The sequence below is a fragment of the Psychrobacter immobilis genome (assembly GCF_904846065.1).
Lineage (GTDB): Bacteria > Pseudomonadota > Gammaproteobacteria > Pseudomonadales > Moraxellaceae > Psychrobacter > Psychrobacter immobilis_H.
On sequence record NZ_CAJGZV010000001.1, the window covers coordinates 1583509 to 1601927 of the forward strand.

16 protein-coding genes are annotated in these 18419 nt (G+C 44.0%); 9 read left to right on the top strand and 7 right to left on the bottom strand.

Annotated features, from left to right (window positions below):
- Positions 1–201: 201 nt before the first annotated feature.
- Entirely contained in the window at positions 202–849 is a 648-nt protein-coding gene (gene maiA / locus JMW64_RS06590) for a maleylacetoacetate isomerase (protein WP_201553760.1), read from the bottom strand.
- 142 nt (positions 850–991) lie between these two features.
- Between maiA and JMW64_RS06595 the strand changes: the two genes are divergently transcribed.
- Positions 992–1879 carry an IclR family transcriptional regulator gene (locus tag JMW64_RS06595; protein WP_227694097.1) on the top strand — a complete coding sequence of 296 codons (888 nt, stop codon included), beginning with the start codon at positions 992–994 and terminating at the stop codon, positions 1877–1879.
- Between the two features lie 81 nt (positions 1880–1960).
- Here JMW64_RS06595 and JMW64_RS06600 read toward each other — a convergent pair whose 3' ends face one another.
- The 5 genes from JMW64_RS06600 to JMW64_RS06620 form a co-directional block, all read right to left on the bottom strand.
- On the bottom strand, positions 1961–3013 hold the full coding sequence (locus JMW64_RS06600; RefSeq protein ID WP_201553761.1) for a TRAP transporter substrate-binding protein: 1053 nt from the start codon (positions 3011–3013) through the stop codon (positions 1961–1963).
- Between the two features lie 146 nt (positions 3014–3159).
- Entirely contained in the window at positions 3160–3735 is a 576-nt protein-coding gene (locus JMW64_RS06605) for a VOC family protein (RefSeq protein ID WP_060491002.1), read from the bottom strand.
- Between the two features lie 113 nt (positions 3736–3848).
- Positions 3849–5150 (bottom strand): fumarylacetoacetase, encoded by a 1302-nt coding sequence (gene fahA, locus JMW64_RS06610; protein WP_406947487.1) that lies wholly within the window; start codon positions 5148–5150, stop codon positions 3849–3851.
- Between the two features lie 253 nt (positions 5151–5403).
- Positions 5404–6600, bottom strand: coding sequence for an amino acid aminotransferase (locus JMW64_RS06615; RefSeq protein WP_201553762.1), 1197 nt, complete (start codon positions 6598–6600; stop codon positions 5404–5406).
- Between the two features lie 165 nt (positions 6601–6765).
- A complete protein-coding gene (locus JMW64_RS06620) occupies positions 6766–7695 on the bottom strand; it encodes a LysR family transcriptional regulator (protein WP_201553763.1) in 930 nt (309 codons plus the stop codon).
- A 144-nt stretch (positions 7696–7839) separates the two neighbouring features.
- Here JMW64_RS06620 and hppD point away from each other — a divergent pair, with 144 nt between their 5' ends.
- The 7 genes from hppD (at position 7840) to fhuB (ending at position 16785) form a co-directional block, all read left to right on the top strand.
- Entirely contained in the window at positions 7840–8940 is a 1101-nt protein-coding gene (gene hppD / locus JMW64_RS06625; protein WP_045447873.1) for a 4-hydroxyphenylpyruvate dioxygenase, read from the top strand.
- 200 nt (positions 8941–9140) lie between these two features.
- Positions 9141–10097 carry a phenylalanine 4-monooxygenase gene (gene phhA, locus JMW64_RS06630; RefSeq protein ID WP_227694099.1) on the top strand — a complete coding sequence of 319 codons (957 nt, stop codon included), beginning with the start codon at positions 9141–9143 and terminating at the stop codon, positions 10095–10097.
- 126 nt (positions 10098–10223) lie between these two features.
- On the top strand, positions 10224–10565 hold the full coding sequence (locus tag JMW64_RS06635; RefSeq protein WP_201553764.1) for a 4a-hydroxytetrahydrobiopterin dehydratase: 342 nt from the start codon (positions 10224–10226) through the stop codon (positions 10563–10565).
- Between the two features lie 97 nt (positions 10566–10662).
- On the top strand, positions 10663–12051 hold the full coding sequence (locus tag JMW64_RS06640) for a Na+/H+ antiporter NhaC family protein (protein ID WP_201553765.1): 1389 nt from the start codon (positions 10663–10665) through the stop codon (positions 12049–12051).
- Between the two features lie 633 nt (positions 12052–12684).
- Entirely contained in the window at positions 12685–13449 is a 765-nt protein-coding gene (locus JMW64_RS06645) for an ABC transporter ATP-binding protein (RefSeq protein WP_201553766.1), read from the top strand.
- 259 nt (positions 13450–13708) lie between these two features.
- Positions 13709–14620 (top strand): ABC transporter substrate-binding protein, encoded by a 912-nt coding sequence (locus tag JMW64_RS06650; protein ID WP_227694101.1) that lies wholly within the window; start codon positions 13709–13711, stop codon positions 14618–14620.
- On the top strand, positions 14617–16785 hold the full coding sequence (gene fhuB / locus JMW64_RS06655) for a Fe(3+)-hydroxamate ABC transporter permease FhuB (RefSeq protein ID WP_227694103.1): 2169 nt from the start codon (positions 14617–14619) through the stop codon (positions 16783–16785). Before JMW64_RS06650 ends, fhuB begins: the two co-directional genes overlap by 4 nt.
- 154 nt (positions 16786–16939) lie before the next feature.
- Here fhuB and JMW64_RS06660 read toward each other — a convergent pair whose 3' ends face one another.
- On the bottom strand, positions 16940–17290 hold the full coding sequence (locus JMW64_RS06660; protein WP_060491008.1) for a DUF3817 domain-containing protein: 351 nt from the start codon (positions 17288–17290) through the stop codon (positions 16940–16942).
- A gap of 186 nt (positions 17291–17476) precedes the next feature.
- Here JMW64_RS06660 and JMW64_RS06665 point away from each other — a divergent pair, with 186 nt between their 5' ends.
- Positions 17477–18127 carry a glutathione S-transferase gene (locus JMW64_RS06665; protein ID WP_201553768.1) on the top strand — a complete coding sequence of 217 codons (651 nt, stop codon included), beginning with the start codon at positions 17477–17479 and terminating at the stop codon, positions 18125–18127.
- The last annotated feature ends 292 nt before the right edge of the window (positions 18128–18419 follow it).

Here is an 18419-nt window from a genome sequence, read left to right on the forward strand (position 1 = left end):
TCGATGAAATATTGAATGCTGTATTTGGCTTAAGAGTATCGATGCTTTGTCTATTCTCAGGCAGTCATTCGCTTTGATTGCTTTGTCTGAGCTCTGAGCCCAGCAATTATAAGGGCGTTTTGTTATTAAATTCTCTAATCATTTAATTTTCTAATCATTTAATAGCAAAATACCCTCACTGAAAGCACTCTGTTTGATTGTTTATTGAGACTTGGGCGCATCAGGCTGCATGCTAGGCTCAGCGTTGGCAAAGGCCTTGAGCATACGGCAATGCGTGTCAATTTCGACGATATTGGGATAAGCACTTAAATCCACGTTAAAACGTCGCGCCGAAGAGACCTGAGGAATCAAATAGCAATCTGCAAAAGTAGGGCTGTCACCGTAGCAAAATTTTCCACGGCTTTTGTCTTTTGCTAGTATTTTCTCTAACGCCGCAAAGCCCTCACTCATCCAACGGTTGCACCACGCCATGACTTTTTCTTCGTCTACTGCCAGCTCATTGCGTAGGTATTGTAAGATACGGCGGTTATTAATAGGATGAATATCACAACCAATCATAGCGCTAATGGCTCGTACTTGCATACGTCCAGCCGCGTCTTTAGGCAATAGCGGGTTTTTAGGATGAACCTCTTCTAACCATTCTAAAATGGCTGGGCTTTGATATAGTAATAAATCATCGGTCTGTAAAACAGGCACCAATCCTTGTGGATTGAGTGATTTAAAGGCATCTGCTAACTGCTCATCTTTTGCTAAATTGACCGAAATATAGTCATAATCTAAGCCTTTGAGATTCATCGCGATACGAGTACGATATGAGGTGCTGCTGCGAAAGTAGCCATAAAGTGTCATTATTGTGAATTCCTTTTATTATGGTAGGTTGTGAATGAGATAAGCGGTTATAATTAGTGATACCAAAGGTATCTTATACAATTAAAAAACTCTTATGACGTTACCTCTTTATTTCAGTTTTTTATGAATATATTAGATTAATATGCCAAGTAAATTACTCATTGAGCAAAACATGCCAGCAGCTGAAAGCCCTTTAGACAATCCTGTGACAACCAATAAAAGTCAAAGTGGCGTCCAGTCACTGGAGATTGGCTTGTCGGTATTAGACGTTCTTATCGATCATAACGAGCCGATGATGCTAAAAGATATTGCGCAAGTGATGCAAATGCATCCAGCAAAGTGTCACCGCTATTTGGTCAGTCTTATTCGTAAAAACTATGCGCGTAAGCTTGATGATGGTCGCTACGGGCTAGGTGATAGGGTTAATACATTGGCAGCATTGGGGCACTCTGGATTTAGTCAAAACAATATTTTAGAGCGGCTGACGCACATCGCTAATGAAATCAAAGACACCCTGAATTGCGGTGTGCAGATTGCCAAATGGTTTAGCGAAGGTCCTATTATTATTCAGTCCGTTGAACCAGATAGCCCGATTAGTATTATCACTCGTATCGGTTCACGTATGCCGCTGACGACATCGGCGACGGGGCAATTATTTGCCAGTTATCAGCCAGATGCCGTCATTCAGCCATTGGTCACAGCTGAATGGCAGACAGACAATGAAGCAATAATCACAGAAAAATGGCAGAATTTCAGTCACTTGCAAGCCAAGATTCGTAACCAAGGCTATGCGACAGTGACGGGTGATATGCTCATGGGTATTAATGCCATTACGATTCCTGTCATATTGCCGCAGCTTGCTAATAGCGCTGTTAATCTATCTGCTGTTAGTGGCAAAACTGCTAGCAAAGGACTACCACTAGAATACGCCATCACTATCATTGGGACGACAGAGCAATTGCCCATGAGTGAGCAACACAACGTGGTTGAGCAAATTCTAGCAATCGCGCAGCGTTATCAAATTGCGTAACTGGTGCTTTTGCTACATAATTTCCACCATATAAACCGACTGTTTTTTGGTAGAAAACCACTGCGTAATTATTTTACTTCTTTAAACGAGACAGGCGCTACTGGCAGCTTTTGCTTTTTCGTATACATTATTAGCATCTAGACCAGTGGCATTGACTTCATCTAGATAGTGCTGCGAGCCTTCCATTAATGGACCTTTCCAGTCTGGGTCATTGAGTGGGTCAGGGATATCGATCATGATATCGCCTTTTTCTTTAGCGGCAGCCATTGCTTTGGCGTTACTGACGTCAAATACTTTGGAGACACGTGCTGCCATCTCCGGCCCTGAATTGTCATCAATCACTTTTTTGAGATCATCGGGCAAATTGTCGTATTTCTCTTTATTCATGCTGATAACAAAAGTAGAGTTATAAAAAGGAATGTTGGTGTGCGTATTGATTAACTCATCAAGACGAAATGCTTGAATGGGCTGCCAAGTAAAGCTAAGTCCATCAATGACACCGCGTTGAAGGGAAGTATAAGTATCACTGGCAGGCATGCCAACGGGTGCAGCGCCAGTCGCTTCGATAATATGACTGGCAACCGCAGAAGGTTGGCGAATACGCAAACCTTTCATATCAGCTGGCGTGCGAATAGGCTTATCTACGGTATGCAGCGCACCTTGTCCAGTGCCTATCAGCGCTAGCAGGTGAGTATCTTCGTACTCATTTTTAATGACACCCTCGTCATACAGTTTATGAAGTATGCAGCTCTGCTGCTGTGCAGTATTGGTGATACCTGGCAGCTCTACAATTTGAGTTAAAGGAAATCGCCCTGCTGTATATCCTTGCGCTTGCATACCAATATCAACAATACCTTTCGCGGTAGCATCATAGGTAGCGCCCGGTTTGCTAAGAGTAGCCGAAGGGTAGATCTCAATCTTTAAGCGGCCTTTTGATTCTTCTTCGATTTTCTTTGCCCATGGCTGCAATGCTTCGGTGTTTATGTTGTCATTGGCAGTCATAAAGTGTGAGAATCTTAGAGTAGTTACATCGCCTGTATCTACATCAGCGCTGACCGCTTGATCGTTATTGGAGCAGCCAGTCATCGCAATCGAGGCAGCGAAGAGTATTCCTAAAGGGGTTTTTATTTTCATCATTGAATCCTTTCATGATGGTTAGATATTGTTCGCTACCTAGGGCGTGTCATCAATTAGTATATTGATGCATTTAGTGGTCTTAAAATGATGGCACGCCCTAATTAGTCATATAAAAAGAGATAACGAACACAATAACAGGTCAATCACTCACCGACAGGCGCGACTTCTCTTGCTTCAGCCAGTTCCTCTGCATGTAAAAACTGGGTATGAGCTGGTGCGCGTTTGGTAAGTGACCATTCTTCTAACATCTCATACTTCATGGCTTCAGTAATCATCGAGACTTTTTCTTCTGAGGTAATATCATCGTAGGTGAGTTCCATACGATGGCCATTAGGATCAAAGAAATAGATAGAATGGAAGATACCGTGATTGGTCACGCCGACCACATCAATACCATTTTCTTCTAAATGCTTTTTTGCTGCCATTAAGGCATCACGGTCTTTTACTTTCATGGCTAAGTGTTGCACCCAATTCGGGGTATTCGGATCAAAACCCATCTCAGGCTGATTGGGCACTTCAAAAAACGCCAATACGTTGCCATTACCAGCATCTAAAAATACATGCATATAAGGATCAAAGGCTTTGGTCGAAGGCACGTGGTCTTCAGCGAATGCAAGGATGAAATCCATGTTTAGGTATTTTTGATACCATTCAACGGTTTCTTTAGCGTCTTTGCAGCGATAAGCCACATGATGGATTTTTTCAATTTTAAAGCTCATATCAAACTCCTTTTGATAGGGAATGCAGTGAGTAATAGGTTGCCAGTACCAATTGAATATAGGTCGATGGTTGCTTGGCAGCTCAAAACAACTGTGCTCACATTTTTTCTAGACTATTTGTCAAAATCAAAGTTAAGCGCGGGCAGTACTTTGCCGCGTACTTCACCAAACCCGACACGAATGCCGTCTTTTTCGCTATAGCCTTTCATGATCACTGTGTCGCCATCTTCAATAAAACTGCGGGTCTCGCCGCCTTTTAAAGTGACAGGTTTGGTCGCATTCCAAGCAATCTCTAACATTGAGCCATAAGAATCTGGCGTTGGTCCTGAAATCGTCCCTGAGCCCATCATATCGCCAACTTCCACTTTACAGCCAGTGATGGTGTGATGCGTGAGCTGCTGCGCCATTGACCAATACATATGTTTGAAGTTGGTCTCACAAACCACAGTGGCGCTATCTGAGTTTTCAGGCAATAACTCAACTGATAGATGGATGTCATAGCTATTATTGCTGTCTTTTTCGTTTAGATATGCCAATGGTTTTGGCTCTTGAATCGGGCATGCCGTTTTAAAAGGTGCCAACGCATCCATAGTCACAATCCAAGGCGAGACTTCAGAAGCAAAGGTCTTAGCATTAAATGGACCTAAAGGCACGTATTCCCATTTTTGAATGTCACGGGCTGACCAGTCGTTGAGCAAAACCATGCCAAAAATATGCTCAGAGGCATTGTCTACTGCAATTGGTTGACCAATGCTATTACCTTTACCAACTACAAAAGCAGTCTCAAGCTCAAAATCTAAACGCTTGCAGGCTGAGAAAATAGGGCGGTCGTCAGCGTTTGGCTTTAATTGACCAGAGGGGCGTATCACATCAGTGCCACTGACGATGACGGTGCTGGCGCGTCCGTTATAGCCGACTGGCATTTCAGTCCAGTTAGGTAGTAGGGCGTTGTTTGGATCACGGAACATAGTGCCGACGTTGGTAGCGTGCTCTTTAGACGAATAGAAATCGGTAAAACCTGGGACGTGAACAGGCAGATGCATGGTGACGTCTGCTTGATTAAATAGCGCTTTTTTCTGCAAGTCTTGATTATCACGCAAGGCGTCGCTAGCACTAGATAGGAGAGTTTGGATGGTTTTTCGTGCTTGAGTCCAATTGTCTCGACCTGAGTCAATAAAAGCGTTTAGCGTTGCTTGATCAAAATATGGACCGCCCTCTAAGCTCAGTAAACCTTCTGCTTCGAGCACAGCCAAATCCAATACGTACTCACCGATAGCCACACCAGCGCGGCGTTTGTTATTACCAACAGCGTCTTTGGCATCACTAAAAATACCATAAGGTAGGTTATGAATGGAGAAGTCAGAATCAGCGGCGATATCGATAAAGGATGTGAGGGTATTGTCAATCTTTGACATAGGGTGCTCCTTGCTAAAGCATATAATGAATTACGTTATAATTAACTACTTACTCATAATGTAATTTATCAAAGTGGAGATTGCAAGGGTTTTTGTGCAGTGTTTTCTTAAAATAGACGTGATAGTAGGGACGTTGATGTTATTTGGTAAAACAAATAGGAAAAACGCAGGACATAAAAAAAGGCTGAGCACTCGCTCAACCTTTTTGTGAATCGCTATTACTGACTACCGCACCGTTTTAATGCGTGCTCACTCAGTCTTTTAAGACGTCTGCCATGGCATTGGCCACATAGTCGATGTTGCTGGTGTTCAGTCCAGCCACACACATACGTGAGTTGGAAACCATGTAAATGCCAAACTCGCTTTGTAAGCGTTCGACTTGCTCAGGCGTCAGACCAGTAAAGCTAAACATGCCGTTTTGACGAGTAATATAGTCAAAGTTGCGGTTCGGGATTTTGGCTTCTAATACTGATTTTAGCTGTAAACGCATGGCTTTGATGCGGTCGCGCATCGCATAAACTTCGCCAACCCATTGCTTATGTAGTGCTTCGTCGTTCATAACGATATCGACCACACGACCACCATGTGATGGCGGGCTTGAGTAAATACGGCGTACGGTAGCATTTAGCTGACCGAAGACGCGCTCTGTCTCGTCAACCGTTGGACAAACAACTGATAGACCGCCAACACGCTCGCCATATAGCGATAAGTTTTTAGAGAATGAGTTGCTGACAAACAATGGCAAGCCCATATCGACAGCTTTACGAATCGCATAAGCATCGATGTCCATGTCTTCGCCAAAGCCTTGGTAGGCAATATCCATAAATGGAATCAGTTCGCGCGCTTGAATGACGTTCAGCACGGTATCCCATTGCTCACGGGTCAAATCTAGACCTGTTGGATTGTGGCAACAAGGATGCAGCAAGATCACATCATTTTTGTTCAACGTCTCAAAAAACGCAATCATTTCATCGAACTTGATGCTGCTGTTGGCTTTGTCGTAGTACGGGTATTTACCCACTTCGACATCAGAGCCTTCAAAAATGGCAATGTGGTTGCCCCATGTTGGGTCACTCACATAGCATTTAGATTGTGGGAACCATTCATGGATGAACTCAGCGCCAACTTTTAACGCGCCAGAACCGCCGATCGTAGCGATAGTGGCGACCAAACCATCTTTTAAAATCTGCGCGTCTTTACCGAACAGTAATTCCTGACAGCCTTTACGATGTCCTGGCAAGCCTGCCATCGGCAGATATGGACGCGGCGCAATAGGATCGGCAATGCGTTCTTCGGCTGTTTTTACACAGTCAAGTACAGGCAATACACCACTTTCATCATAATAAATACCAATGCCTAAATTGACCTTTTTAGGATTGTTATCTGCTGTATATTTTTCCATCAGCCCTAAAATTGGATCACCAGCGTAATAGTCGATACGTTCAAACATGTTGTTTCCTTATAAAATATAAATCAAGCCGCCAAAAATCATAGAGCAAATTGACGGTTAACTCAATATGAGATTCAATTATCTTGCATAATTAATAAAATAGTTGATTGAGACCATTGTGTTTCAAGGCTTTTTAAGCACCGAGCATGTCTGTATCAGCGACACTTAAGTATGCTGTAAGTTATTAAAATGACTGGAAAAATAGCTCTGCAAAAAGTCTTTGAAAGCAATGGTAGCAGGCGATAACGCACGAGAAGAACGTTGATAGATAAAAAACTGCCGCATTTTAACGGGTTGTGCCAGCGGCCTCATTTGTAAGCCATTGGCGCTAACCCAGTCGATGACTTCGGGCATATAGGGCAAACATAAGGTAATGCCGAAACCTTGACGGGTCATCTCAAGCGCGGTGGACATAAAATTGACCTTGTAACGTGCCTGTTGGATATGGCTGGCGATCCGGTCATCCAACTCGGCTGTTACTTGTTCAATGAAAGGGCCTTGCAGCGTGATGAGCGGAATGTCTAATAAATCCTGCCACGTTATTTCATGCTTTTGTGCCAGCGCATGGTTGTCAGGCATCACCACACAAAATGGCAGCTGATATAACAAATCAGCATTGATGTCGTCCTCAGCCTCCATAAATCCAAGCTCAGTACCGACACCCAAATCTACTTCAATGTCCTGAATATGTCTGAGTAAGTTTTCTGCCGAACAATCTAATAGCGACACGCCAATATCGGGGTATTGTTTGGCAAATTGGGCGATGACCGCTGGCATAGAAGAGGCTGCAAATTGCGAAACGGCGAGCCGTACTTGACCTTGCGCCAAGCTTGTTAAGCTGCTCGCTTCATTTTCAAACAGCTGCATCTCATTCAAAATGCGCCGTGCTTGCGGCAATAAATGCCGTCCTACTGCTGATAAAGACAGCTGGCGGGTAGTACGGTCGAACAGCACAATACCAAGGCTGGACTCCAATTCTTTAATCAAGCCGCTAACGGCAGATTGGGTCAAATGCATCTGATCGCTGGCACGGGTAAAACTGCCATTGTCAGCGACTTGAATGAAAGCGGTTAATTGGCGAATGCTAATATTCATAAGTAAACCTGATAAATAAATCATAAAAAACAATTAGTCTTATAAATAAACCTAATCTAATATAAATACATCGTCAATAAGAATTATTGATTGAAGACTTTTTTATCGCATTTTTACCACCAATTGAAATTAAGGATGATTACAATGGCAGATTTATTTGACAACCCAATGAGCCTGAATGGGTTTGATTTTGTTGAATTCGCCTCACCTCAACCAGATGCGGTCGACGCATTGTTCAAACAGCTTGGCTTTGCTCATGTCGCTAACCATCGCTCAAAAGATGTGGCGCTATACCGTCAAGGTGACATCAATCTGATTCTAAATCGTGAACCAAAAAGCGAAGCCAGCTATTTCGTTGAAGAGCATGGTGCTGGCGCTTGTAGCATGGGCTTTCGTGTGCAGAATTCCAAAAAAGCTTATGAGCGTGCCATCGAAATGGGCGCGCAGCCAGTAGACGTACCCACTGGTGTGATGGAGCTGCGCCTGCCTGCTATCAAGGGTATCGGTGGCTCACTGATTTATCTCATCGATCGTTATAAAGATGGTGAGTCTATTTATGACGTCGATTTCGAGTTTTTTGCTGATGTAGACCGTCGTCCTGTCGGGCATGGTTTCAAAGTTATCGACCATTTAACGCATAACGTTTACCGTGGTCGTATGGCTTATTGGGCAAACTTTTATGAGCGCATCTTTAACTTCCGCGAAATCCGCTTTTTTGACATCAAAGGTGAATATACGGGTTTGACCAGTAAAGCCATGACAGCGCCTGATGGCAAAATTCGTATTCCATTGAACGAAGAGTCAAAGCAGGGCGGCGGTCAAATTGAAGAATACTTGATGCATTTCAACGGTGAAGGTATTCAGCATATTGCTTTGGCCAGCGATGATTTGTTTGCCAGCATCGATAAATTAAAAGCAGCGGGTATCCCGCTTATGACCGCTCCAACCGCGACTTACTATGAAATGCTGAGTGAGCGTCTACCAAATCATGGCGAAAATGTCTCTGAGCTACAGATGCGCGGTATCTTGTTAGATGGCACCACTGAAGGCGGCACACCGCGTCTGCTGCTACAAATTTTCTCTGAAACTATCTTAGGTAGCCCGGTCTTCTTCGAGTTTATCCAGCGTAAAGGTGATTACGAAGATGGCTTTGGCGAAGGTAATTTCAAAGCCCTATTTGAATCCATCGAGCGCGATCAAGTCCGTCGTGGCACGGTTGGTCAGCCAGAAACTGAAACACCGTAAGCGCCTCTACCTTTAGGGGAAAATCCATAAAATAAACGGGCAGGGCAAAAGGAGTTTGTCTTGTCCCTAATAACCACTGCGCTCTGTAATACCATGTGTTCAATGCGATGAATGAGCTATGGTTCAGTCATGATTGCAAACGACTAGCAAAAATTCAGAGTGCCATTTAGAGTGCCAATGGCAATAAAAGGAATACAGGCATGGAACGCCTACCACATACGAATTCTGTTAATAAAGCTATCGGTGCCAACAGCGTTGCTTGCAAAACGCTAGGCACTGATGCTGCCAGTCACGATGATTCTGCTCATAAAAAGCAGGATTCTATGCCTAAAAAACAACCTTACGTGTCACATCAGCCAGATAGCCATGGTCATATTCACTATAGTGATGATGAAAATGGTATGTGGCAGGCATTGCTTGAGCGTCAAGCCGAGCAAATACCTAACCGTGCCTGCCCAGCCTATCTAGATGGTTTAAAAAAGCTGAATTTGCCCGCTACGCGTATTCCGCAGCTGCAAGATATTGATGAGGTATTGCAAGCCACCACTGGCTGGCAAACTGCCGCTGTCCCTGCATTAATCAGTTTTGGTAAGTTTTTTAAATTGCTTGCCAATAAATCCTTTCCAGTGGCAACTTTTATCCGTCGATTTGATGATATGGACTATATCGAAGAGCCTGATATTTTTCATGAAATCGTTGGACATTGTCCGCTTTTGACCCATCCTGCCTTTGCGATGTTCAATGAAACTTATGGCAAGTTAGGTCTTAATGCCACTAAAGAAGAACGGTGGTTTTTGGCACGGCTCTATTGGTTTACCATCGAGTTTGGTTTGGTGGGACAAAATCAGAGCAGTCGCCGTATCTATGGCGGTGGTATTTTAAGCTCACCGTCTGAGACGGTTTATGCGCTCAATGCTGGTGCTGAGCAGCAAGCAGAACCTCAGCATCAACCGCAAAATCAACCAGAGCACCGAGCGTTTGACTTGCTTGATGTGTTACGTACCCCTTATCGTATCGATCATATCCAGCCGATTTATTATGTCATTGATGATTTGGATACATTATTTGATATCGTCAATAGCGATATCATGGGAATGGTCAAACAAGCCATGTCACTAGGTCTATTTGAGCCTAGTTATGCGGCGAAAAACTCCTAACGTATGGTTGAGAAACACGGCATCATTTGAATGATGTAGCCGTAAATGACAGCGTCAACATGGACGTAACTGTATTAATAATAACAGTATTAAAAAAATGAATAGTTAACATAAAAGGACATTATAATGACGACATTATCACAAGCCAGCTGTGACGCCTGCCGCATTGGCGCGCCAACGGTCAGCGACATCGAAGCACAAGAGCTATTACAGCAAATTCCAGATTGGTCACTGATCGAGGTTGATGGCATCAAGCAATTACAACGTCAATATAAATTCAAAAACTTCGTCAAGGCGATGGAGTTTGCCAACCAATTAGCAGACATCGCCGAAGTAGAAGGGCATCATCCTGGCATATTGGTAGAGTGGGGCAAGGTGACGGTTACGTGGTGGTCACACAGCATTAAAGGTCTGCATCGCAATGATTTTGTCATGGCAGCTAAGACCGATAGTCTGCTGGATCAATAATGAGGGTAGCAATCGCTATTGCAACTCATTAAACTTGTCCGACTCAAAGCCAACCCAACCCTAACGCCAGATTTGACTGGCAAGCTAAGGATGTGTGATGCCTCCAAAAATATTAACCCAAATTTCACCTCAACTGGCATTTATGATTTCTGCCATTGTCATCGCTATTATGGGCGTTACCATGATAGGTTTTGGCTGGGTACCGCATTTATCATTGATACTCGCTATTTGTGTCTTGCTGGGCATTGGTCTGTTTAAAGGCTTGACCTTTGATGACATGCAAGCGCAAATGGCATCGGGTGTCATGCGTGGTATCGGTGCGATCTATCTATTCTTCTTTATTGGTTTGATGGTCGCCGCTTTAATGATGTCTGGTGCTATTCCAACGCTGATGTATTTTGGTTTTCAGTTGATTTCACCAGAGTATTATTACATTTCAGCCTTTGTATTGACCTCTATTATTGGTATTGCCTTGGGCAGTAGTTTGACCACCGCGGCGACATTGGGCGTGGCTTTTATTGGTATGAGTAATGCCTTTGATGCCAACGTGGCGATTGCGGCTGGTGCTGTGGTTTCAGGGGCGTTTTTCGGTGATAAAATGTCGCCGTTATCAGACACCTGTACCATTGCTTCATCGGTGGTGGGTATTGATTTGTTTGAGCATATTCGCAATATGATGTATACCACGGTACCAGCGTGGATACTCACGGTCATTATTTTTTGGTTTTTCTCTGGGCAGACCGCAGGCTCTGACTTGAGTCAAGTAACCATATTGCAAGGTCAGTTGATTGAAAGTGGCTTGGTACATGGTTATGCGGTATTGCCATTTGTGGTACTGGTTGGGTTGGCGGTTTTTCGTGTCAATGCCATCTATACGATTATCTGTACCATTGTGGCAGCATTGATTATTACTTATTTGCACAGCTCGCCGAGTTTTGGACAATTAGGCGGCTATTTATTTGCAGGCTATGCACCAGCTGAATCGTTAGAGCTGGGTGAAGTCGGTGGTATGCTATCGCGCGGCGGTGTGCAGAGTATGTTCTTCACTCAAGCGATTGTGATATTGGCACTCAGTCTGGGTGGCTTGCTCACAGCATTGGGTATTTTGCCAGCACTGTTATCAGGGATTAAAGACACATTAACCACATCAGGGCGCGCCATATTTGCCGCTGCCATGTCTGCTCTGAGTATTAACGTGCTTATTGGCGAGCAGTATTTGAGTATTTTATTATCTGGTACTGCCTTTCGTCCGACGTTTGAGCGTTTGAATTTACATCCTAAGAATCTGTCTCGTACCATTGAAGATGCAGGTACGGTCATCAATCCTCTAGTGCCTTGGAGTGTGTGCGGCGTGTTTATCAGCCAAGCATTAGGCGTGCCCGTGCTTGATTATCTGCCTTATGCGTTCTTCTGTTATTTATCGCTGTTACTGACGATATTGTTTGGTTTTACGGGAATTACCATCAGCCGACTCAAGAGTCAGTGACCCGAAAAACTTTTGTCTCTAAATTCTGCATTAAAACGCTAGGGCTTGTGTCTTCTAAGACAACACAACAAGCCCTAGTTTTTATTTATACCCTTGTAATCATTTGAGACAAGCTGATGGATGTGGAGCATGATATACCAGATTTGCAGCTTGCTAAGTTGAGTAGTAGGTGCTGTAAAGGGGATTAAAAACGTTTGTTCAAGAGAGTGAGCAGACGTTTTTTTGTGTCTTTTAATAATACTTGTACAGACTTCGCTTCGGCATAGATAGCCGTTACTGACGTTAGTATTCGACAGCTCTTCGGTGATTAAAGAAATAAAAACGAATAAAAACAAATAAAAACCCAATCAGCTTATCTCAACTCATCGAAGTGTTCTTGATTGGTATGAGTAATGGTTTGTGCGAGTTCAAAAATGATAAAGGGGATAAAGAATTATGCTTGTATTTAAGGGTTACTTGTCACAGATAAAAAAAATGGGTCGTATATATACTTCCAAGCAACGGCGAACGGGAATAAAAAGAATGGTATTTTAAGTTAATGATAATTGTTTTTATTATCGTTTACGAGTAAAATCGGTTTTTATTGGCTGTCCAATATAAACACAACGATTTAAATTAATGATGAGTACCGATATGTTACGTGTAAACCAATTGACCATCAGTCGCCAAGGAAATACCTTACTAGACAATGTAAGCTGTGAGATTGATAGCAACCAATTGGTCGCTTTGGTTGGACATAATGGTTCAGGAAAATCGACTTTAATCAAAGCGTTGGCAGGCGAGATGATGAGTAGTGGCGGTAGTATCAGCTTGGATGAGCGCCGTATCAGTGATTACAGTAGCAAAGCGCTGGCGCGACAAATGGCATATTTGCCACAACAACTACCAGAAGCCGCTGGGTTTTCAGTACGTGAGTTGGTCATGCTAGGACGTTATCCGCACCAAAAATGGCTGCAAAAGCCCAACCAAATTGATAAAGATAAAGTAATAGAAGCCATGCGCATCACCCAAACAGAGGCGTTCGCTGACCGCATTACGGCCACGCTTTCAGGTGGCGAGCGTGCTCGCGTTTGGCTTGCTATGTGTCTGGCACAAGACACCAGATATTTATTACTTGATGAGCCATTAGCCGCGCTTGATATGCACTATCAGCTTGAAGTTATCCAGCTTATACGTCGTTTGGTGGATGAGCAGGGTTTGAGTGTGGTTATTATTTTGCATGATATTAATTTGGCCGCGCAGTATGCCGATCGAGTTATCGCCTTAAAAAACGGCCGTATTTGCCATAATGGTGATATCGGCAGCACCATGCAACCGACAGTATTGCACAAGATTTTTAACGTCGATATGCAGCTGCTTAGTCATCCTATAACGGGGCAGCCAGTCGCCGTTGCCTAGTAGGGCATATCATCAATCTGAACGAAAATGAATAAGTAGGCTAAAAATGGTTAAATTTTTATAACCGTTTTTAAAATGAGGGCATGCCCTAGTATTTGCCTCATCTTTTTCATTTCTTATTTTCTCTTATTCGCGCAAAAGATAGGCCGCTATGTTTCCTGCTCTTTATAAATATCTGTTCTCTTTAATAGCCATAAAATCTTTCATAAAACCTTTCATAAAAGCTGGCTCAAATCTCACTATTAGTAAATATAAGTGTTTGCCGCTTATAGCAAGCTTAACACTGACCACCGTGCTGACGGCCTGTCACCAACCAATAACGTCACAAAAAGACGCTCAAGTGGGCAATGCAGATAACGCTAACATCAATATAGTCTCACCTGATTGGGGCAATGCGGCAACCTTGACCGCTATGGGTTACCCCCCGATAGCGACGGGTGATGTGAGGGTGTGGGACAGATGGGTAGGTACGCCTGAATTGCCAACCTCAATCATTGATTTGGGCATTCGCTATCAGCCTAATGCGGAATTGGTTGCCCAATTGCCTGTCGATTTGGTCGTCGATAACTTTTTTTATGAGCATGCCCGCAATCTCTATGGAGATGTGCCCTCTGAGTCGGTCATGTTCGCCGCTAAAGGCGATACCGCAACTTGGGCAGATTATACTGAGCCGACTCGTCAGTTGGGACAGCTAATTGATGAACTAGCCTTGGCTGAAAGCTATATTAAAAAAAGTCAGAAAGACATCAAACTGGCAAGTGAGCGTCTGCAGCAGCGCTATCCAAAAGTAAAGAGATTTGCCGTTGTACAGTTTGCTGATGCTAATAACATGCGCATGTATGTCAAAAATAGTTTGTTTCAGCCCGTGCTAAGTCAGATGGGCAAAAAGCTGGATGTATTAGGCAAAGGCAATCAATGGGGGTTTGTCCCCATTCGAATGGGAGACTTGGCTCAATTGGATAATGAGACCTGCCTATTAATCATAGACCCGCTGAGTCCGATAACCCGAGCTGAGATTAAAGACAGTTTGGTTTGGCAGCGTCTAGGCTATGGCGATGAGCGCTGCGTGGGTGAGCTGCCGCCCATATGGATTTATGGTGGCATGTCGTCACTGGTCGGTTTGGCAAATAATTTATCAATAGTGACATTAAAAGGTGGGGCAGCATCATGACTATTAATACTGCCGCACAGACTCATCATTCTCATACCAATAATACTACTGATTATGTCAAGCCTATGACTTCACTTGCAGCGTCTCAGTCGCCCACATTGAAAACACCATCAGAGCAACACTCCAAGCTCATGCAAAAACCTCCCAATCCAGCACCAAAATTACCTCGGCAACCACCTTCGGTATTTGCAGATACATGGCGCATCTGGGCAGTAATGATTATCCTGGTGGTGTTGTCAGTATGGAGCACGTGGGCATTAATCGCTCAGGAGTGGACACGCCCAATCAGTGATTTGTTTATTCCAAGCTCGCAATTGGATGTTATCAGTCTTGCGACGCAGCTGCATATAGTGGCGACCAGCATAGTGGCGCTATTGGCAGGTGGTCTGCTTGGGGTTGTCAGTATTTTGCTACAGCAATTGGTCAAAAACCCATTGGCGTCAGACACCACATTGGGCGTCGGTGTTGGTGCGCAATTGGCCATGCTCATTGTGACCTTGTTTTTGCCAAGCTTAGCGATTTATGGCGGACTTTATGTGGCCTTTGTCGGCGCGCTTATTAGTATGGGACTGGTCTTTGTATTGTCAGCACCCAGTCGTTTTAATCCGCTCATTTTAATATTGGCAGGCTTGGTGGTAAACATTCTACTTGCCGCCGTGGCCAATGTCTTGGTATTGTTTTTTGCTGAACGTAGTAATGGTATGCTGTCGTGGGCGGCGGGATTTTTGGCACAGAATAGCTGGCATACCAGTACGATGCTAGCGATAACGGCCGTCGTGATGGCGGTTGTCTGTCTACCCTTGTTAAAACCATTAACCTTGATGAGTCTCGATGACTCACAAGCCAAGCGCTTGGGCGTGCCGATTAACGGTATTCGTGCATTGGTAGTGCTTATTGTGGCGGTCGTTACCGCTTTAGTGGTTAGCGAAGTTGGTCTAATCGGTTTTATCGGTCTTGGCGCTGCCAGTCTGGTCAATGCGTTGGGAGTTGCTTCTATTAGCAAACGTCTGCTTGCAGCCTTTGTCTTAGGGGCGCTGCTTTTATGGCTGACTAGCAATGTTGCTTTATTGCTCGAACCCATACTAAATATGCAAATTCCAGCAGGGGCGATGACGGGTATTCTTGGTGCACCACTGATTATTTGGCTGATTTTGCGTCAGCGCCGTGAGCGGATAGAAACAGTAACCCCGATGCTAACAGGCAAGCATGCACCTGTGTCATGGTGGCGCTGGGGTCTTGGCGTGGTAATGATAATTATAGTTGCCTGTGTTTTTGTCCAAGACGTCAGTGGTTGGGGACTAAGTACCGATTGGGCGATCACCCAGCAGTATCGGCTACCGCGCAGTTTGAGCGCTGCGGCAACGGGTCTGATGTTGGCCATCGCTGGTGTATTATTGCAAACGCTCACCCGCAACCCGATGGCAAGTCCAGAAGTATTGGGTGTAAGCTCGGGCGCGGCGCTTGGGGTTATCTTAGGGTTTATACTGCTACCAAGCTTAGGGCTATCTGCGGGAGCTGGTACTTTATTAATCTCAGGACTATCAGGAGCGATGGCTGTGTTATTGCTGGTGATTTGGCTAGCGCGTAAGGTAAGTTCTGGCTATTTGCTACTGGTCGGTATCGGTATTGCCGCGATGATGGATGGGGTGATGCACATGGTCAAGCTGTCTGGCGATCCACGCCTAGAAGCGATGCTTAGCTGGCTATCGGGAACGACTTATAGCGCTCAGCCTAGCACCGTGTGGTATCTTATCGGCATTGCCCTCATTTTATTTGCCCTCAGCTTATTGCTTATCAAACCCTTAAGAGTGCTTGGTTTGGGTACAGGGGTCGCTCGTAATTTAGGGGTGGCAGTGACACCAGTGACACTCGCGTTATTGGCGTTGGTGGCGGCGCTAAGTACTGCCAGTACGCTTGCGGTTGGGCCATTGAGTTTCATTGGTCTAATGGTGCCACATTTGGCGACGTCACTTGGTGCGGTAAGGCTTGAGCGCCAATTGCCATTAGCGGCTTTGTTAGGCGCAGGGGTGATGGTAATAGCAGACTGGATTGGGCGTTATGTTATTTTCCCTTATGAGCTGCCTGCGGGTACGATTGCGGCTATCATTGGCGGGGCGTACTTTTTATGGCTGATTCGTAAAGTGCCAGTCGCAGTAAGTGGATAGTTTTTATGGGAAATTAATGACTGACGAATAACTATAATCAGCCATCATGATCAGTCATTAATACATACCTTCCAGCGCTTAAATAGCGCTATACCTTAAAATCACCAATGTTCGTCATGTTCAGTAAGTTATTTGACATTACTTTTAAGGGGCTTTAAGCTTTTTTATTCAAGCTCTTTTTTAATAAATGATCGAATATAAACGGACCAAGGGGTAAAAAAGATCCGAGTACCCCTGCTGGCATCGCCCAAAGCGGCATTTTGATTTTGGTGGTGGCTATCAACAGCATTAAAATATACGCGATGAACAATCCGCCATGAGCCATCCCTATGTAGGTGACCGCTTCTGCAATACCCATCATGTACTTTAGTGGCATGGCGATGCAAAGTAATAATAAGAAGGACGTGCCTTCCAAGTAACCCATGATCGTAAGAATCTTTAATACAGAGTTCTGATCTTTTGTGAGATTAGGTGTTTCTGTGATAGTTGTCTGAGCCTGCGACACTATATCTTCCTTTTGTTTATAATAAATAAGGTAAGGGTTTTCCAATGCCGCTATGATACTGGCTTTGTTCAATGCTTTGAAGTATTAATTTCACCAACCCTTAATAGAGATCAGTAACGAAACTAAATGACTCTTGATGTCAGTAACTCTAAGGCTACTGATCTCATTTTAACTGTGAAAAAATATATGACTGCTTACTCCCTTTCTTGTCTTTACTCTTTTCGTCGCTGTCCTTATGCCATGCGCGCGCGTCTCGGTCTGTTGTTTGCCGAGTTGCCAGTAGAGCTACGGGAGATCACCTTAAAAAACAAGCCTGTGCACATGCTAGCGATTAGCCCAAAAGGCACCGTGCCAGTTTTACAGCTCGCTGATGGTGTTGTGATTGAAGAGAGTCGGGAAATAATGGAGTGGGCGCTTGAACAGCAAGATCCACAAGAGCTGATGAACCCTAAGACTTTGCATCAAGGTAATACGTTAATTGAGCAAAACGATCAGGAGTTTAAGTATTGGCTAGATCGCTATAAATATGCTGACCGTCATCTTGAAATGACCCAAACAGAATATCGGCAAAAAGGAGAAGCATTTCTACAGATTTTAGAAGAGTTGCTTACTAAAAATACTTATTTGCTAGAAGACAGTGTGACCATTGCCGATATTGGCATTATGCCATTTGTCCGCCAATTTGCTCATGTAGATCGCGACGTTTTTTACAGTTTGCCTTATCCTAAACTGCAAATATGGCTAAAAAACTGGCTAGCGCATCCATTATTTATACAAGCCATGACCAAGTTTCAACCTTGGCAAGATGGCGATGAGCCAGTGATTTTCCCTTCTTAGTAAAAGTAGCTCATTCATTTCTTTGTAAATATTCCATCAATCTATTTTAGATATGTCTAGCAAGAATCCACGCATCATTAAACAATCCCTAATAATGAGGGAGTTGTCTACCCTCATCATTTTGATAGATCTCAACAGTACTATTCTCAAAATAAATATCAATCTATGGCGGTTTGATAGCTGCTTTTCATAACCTTTGTATCAAAAGGGTTGAATGTCTATTGTGTACACTTGTACTCTTAGGTTAGAATGAACATAAGTATATCATTATATAAATATTCTTGAGTGACCT

What these genes read in the sequence shown, in the direction of transcription:
- maiA (WP_201553760.1), bottom strand. Translation starts at nt 849, where the DNA reads ATGACACTTTATGGCTACTTTCGCAGCAGCACCTCATATCGTACTCGT.
- JMW64_RS06595 (WP_227694097.1), top strand. Translation starts at nt 992, where the DNA reads ATGCCAAGTAAATTACTCATTGAGCAAAACATGCCAGCAGCTGAAAGC.
- JMW64_RS06600 (WP_201553761.1), bottom strand. Translation starts at nt 3,013, where the DNA reads ATGAAAATAAAAACCCCTTTAGGAATACTCTTCGCTGCCTCGATTGCG.
- JMW64_RS06605 (WP_060491002.1), bottom strand. Translation starts at nt 3,735, where the DNA reads ATGAGCTTTAAAATTGAAAAAATCCATCATGTGGCTTATCGCTGCAAA.
- fahA (WP_406947487.1), bottom strand. Translation starts at nt 5,150, where the DNA reads ATGTCAAAGATTGACAATACCCTCACATCCTTTATCGATATCGCCGCT.
- JMW64_RS06615 (WP_201553762.1), bottom strand. Translation starts at nt 6,600, where the DNA reads ATGTTTGAACGTATCGACTATTACGCTGGTGATCCAATTTTAGGGCTG.
- JMW64_RS06620 (WP_201553763.1), bottom strand. Translation starts at nt 7,695, where the DNA reads ATGAATATTAGCATTCGCCAATTAACCGCTTTCATTCAAGTCGCTGAC.
- hppD (WP_045447873.1), top strand. Translation starts at nt 7,840, where the DNA reads ATGGCAGATTTATTTGACAACCCAATGAGCCTGAATGGGTTTGATTTT.
- phhA (WP_227694099.1), top strand. Translation starts at nt 9,141, where the DNA reads ATGGAACGCCTACCACATACGAATTCTGTTAATAAAGCTATCGGTGCC.
- JMW64_RS06635 (WP_201553764.1), top strand. Translation starts at nt 10,224, where the DNA reads ATGACGACATTATCACAAGCCAGCTGTGACGCCTGCCGCATTGGCGCG.
- JMW64_RS06640 (WP_201553765.1), top strand. Translation starts at nt 10,663, where the DNA reads ATGCCTCCAAAAATATTAACCCAAATTTCACCTCAACTGGCATTTATG.
- JMW64_RS06645 (WP_201553766.1), top strand. Translation starts at nt 12,685, where the DNA reads ATGTTACGTGTAAACCAATTGACCATCAGTCGCCAAGGAAATACCTTA.
- fhuB (WP_227694103.1), top strand. Translation starts at nt 14,617, where the DNA reads ATGACTATTAATACTGCCGCACAGACTCATCATTCTCATACCAATAAT.
- JMW64_RS06665 (WP_201553768.1), top strand. Translation starts at nt 17,477, where the DNA reads ATGACTGCTTACTCCCTTTCTTGTCTTTACTCTTTTCGTCGCTGTCCT.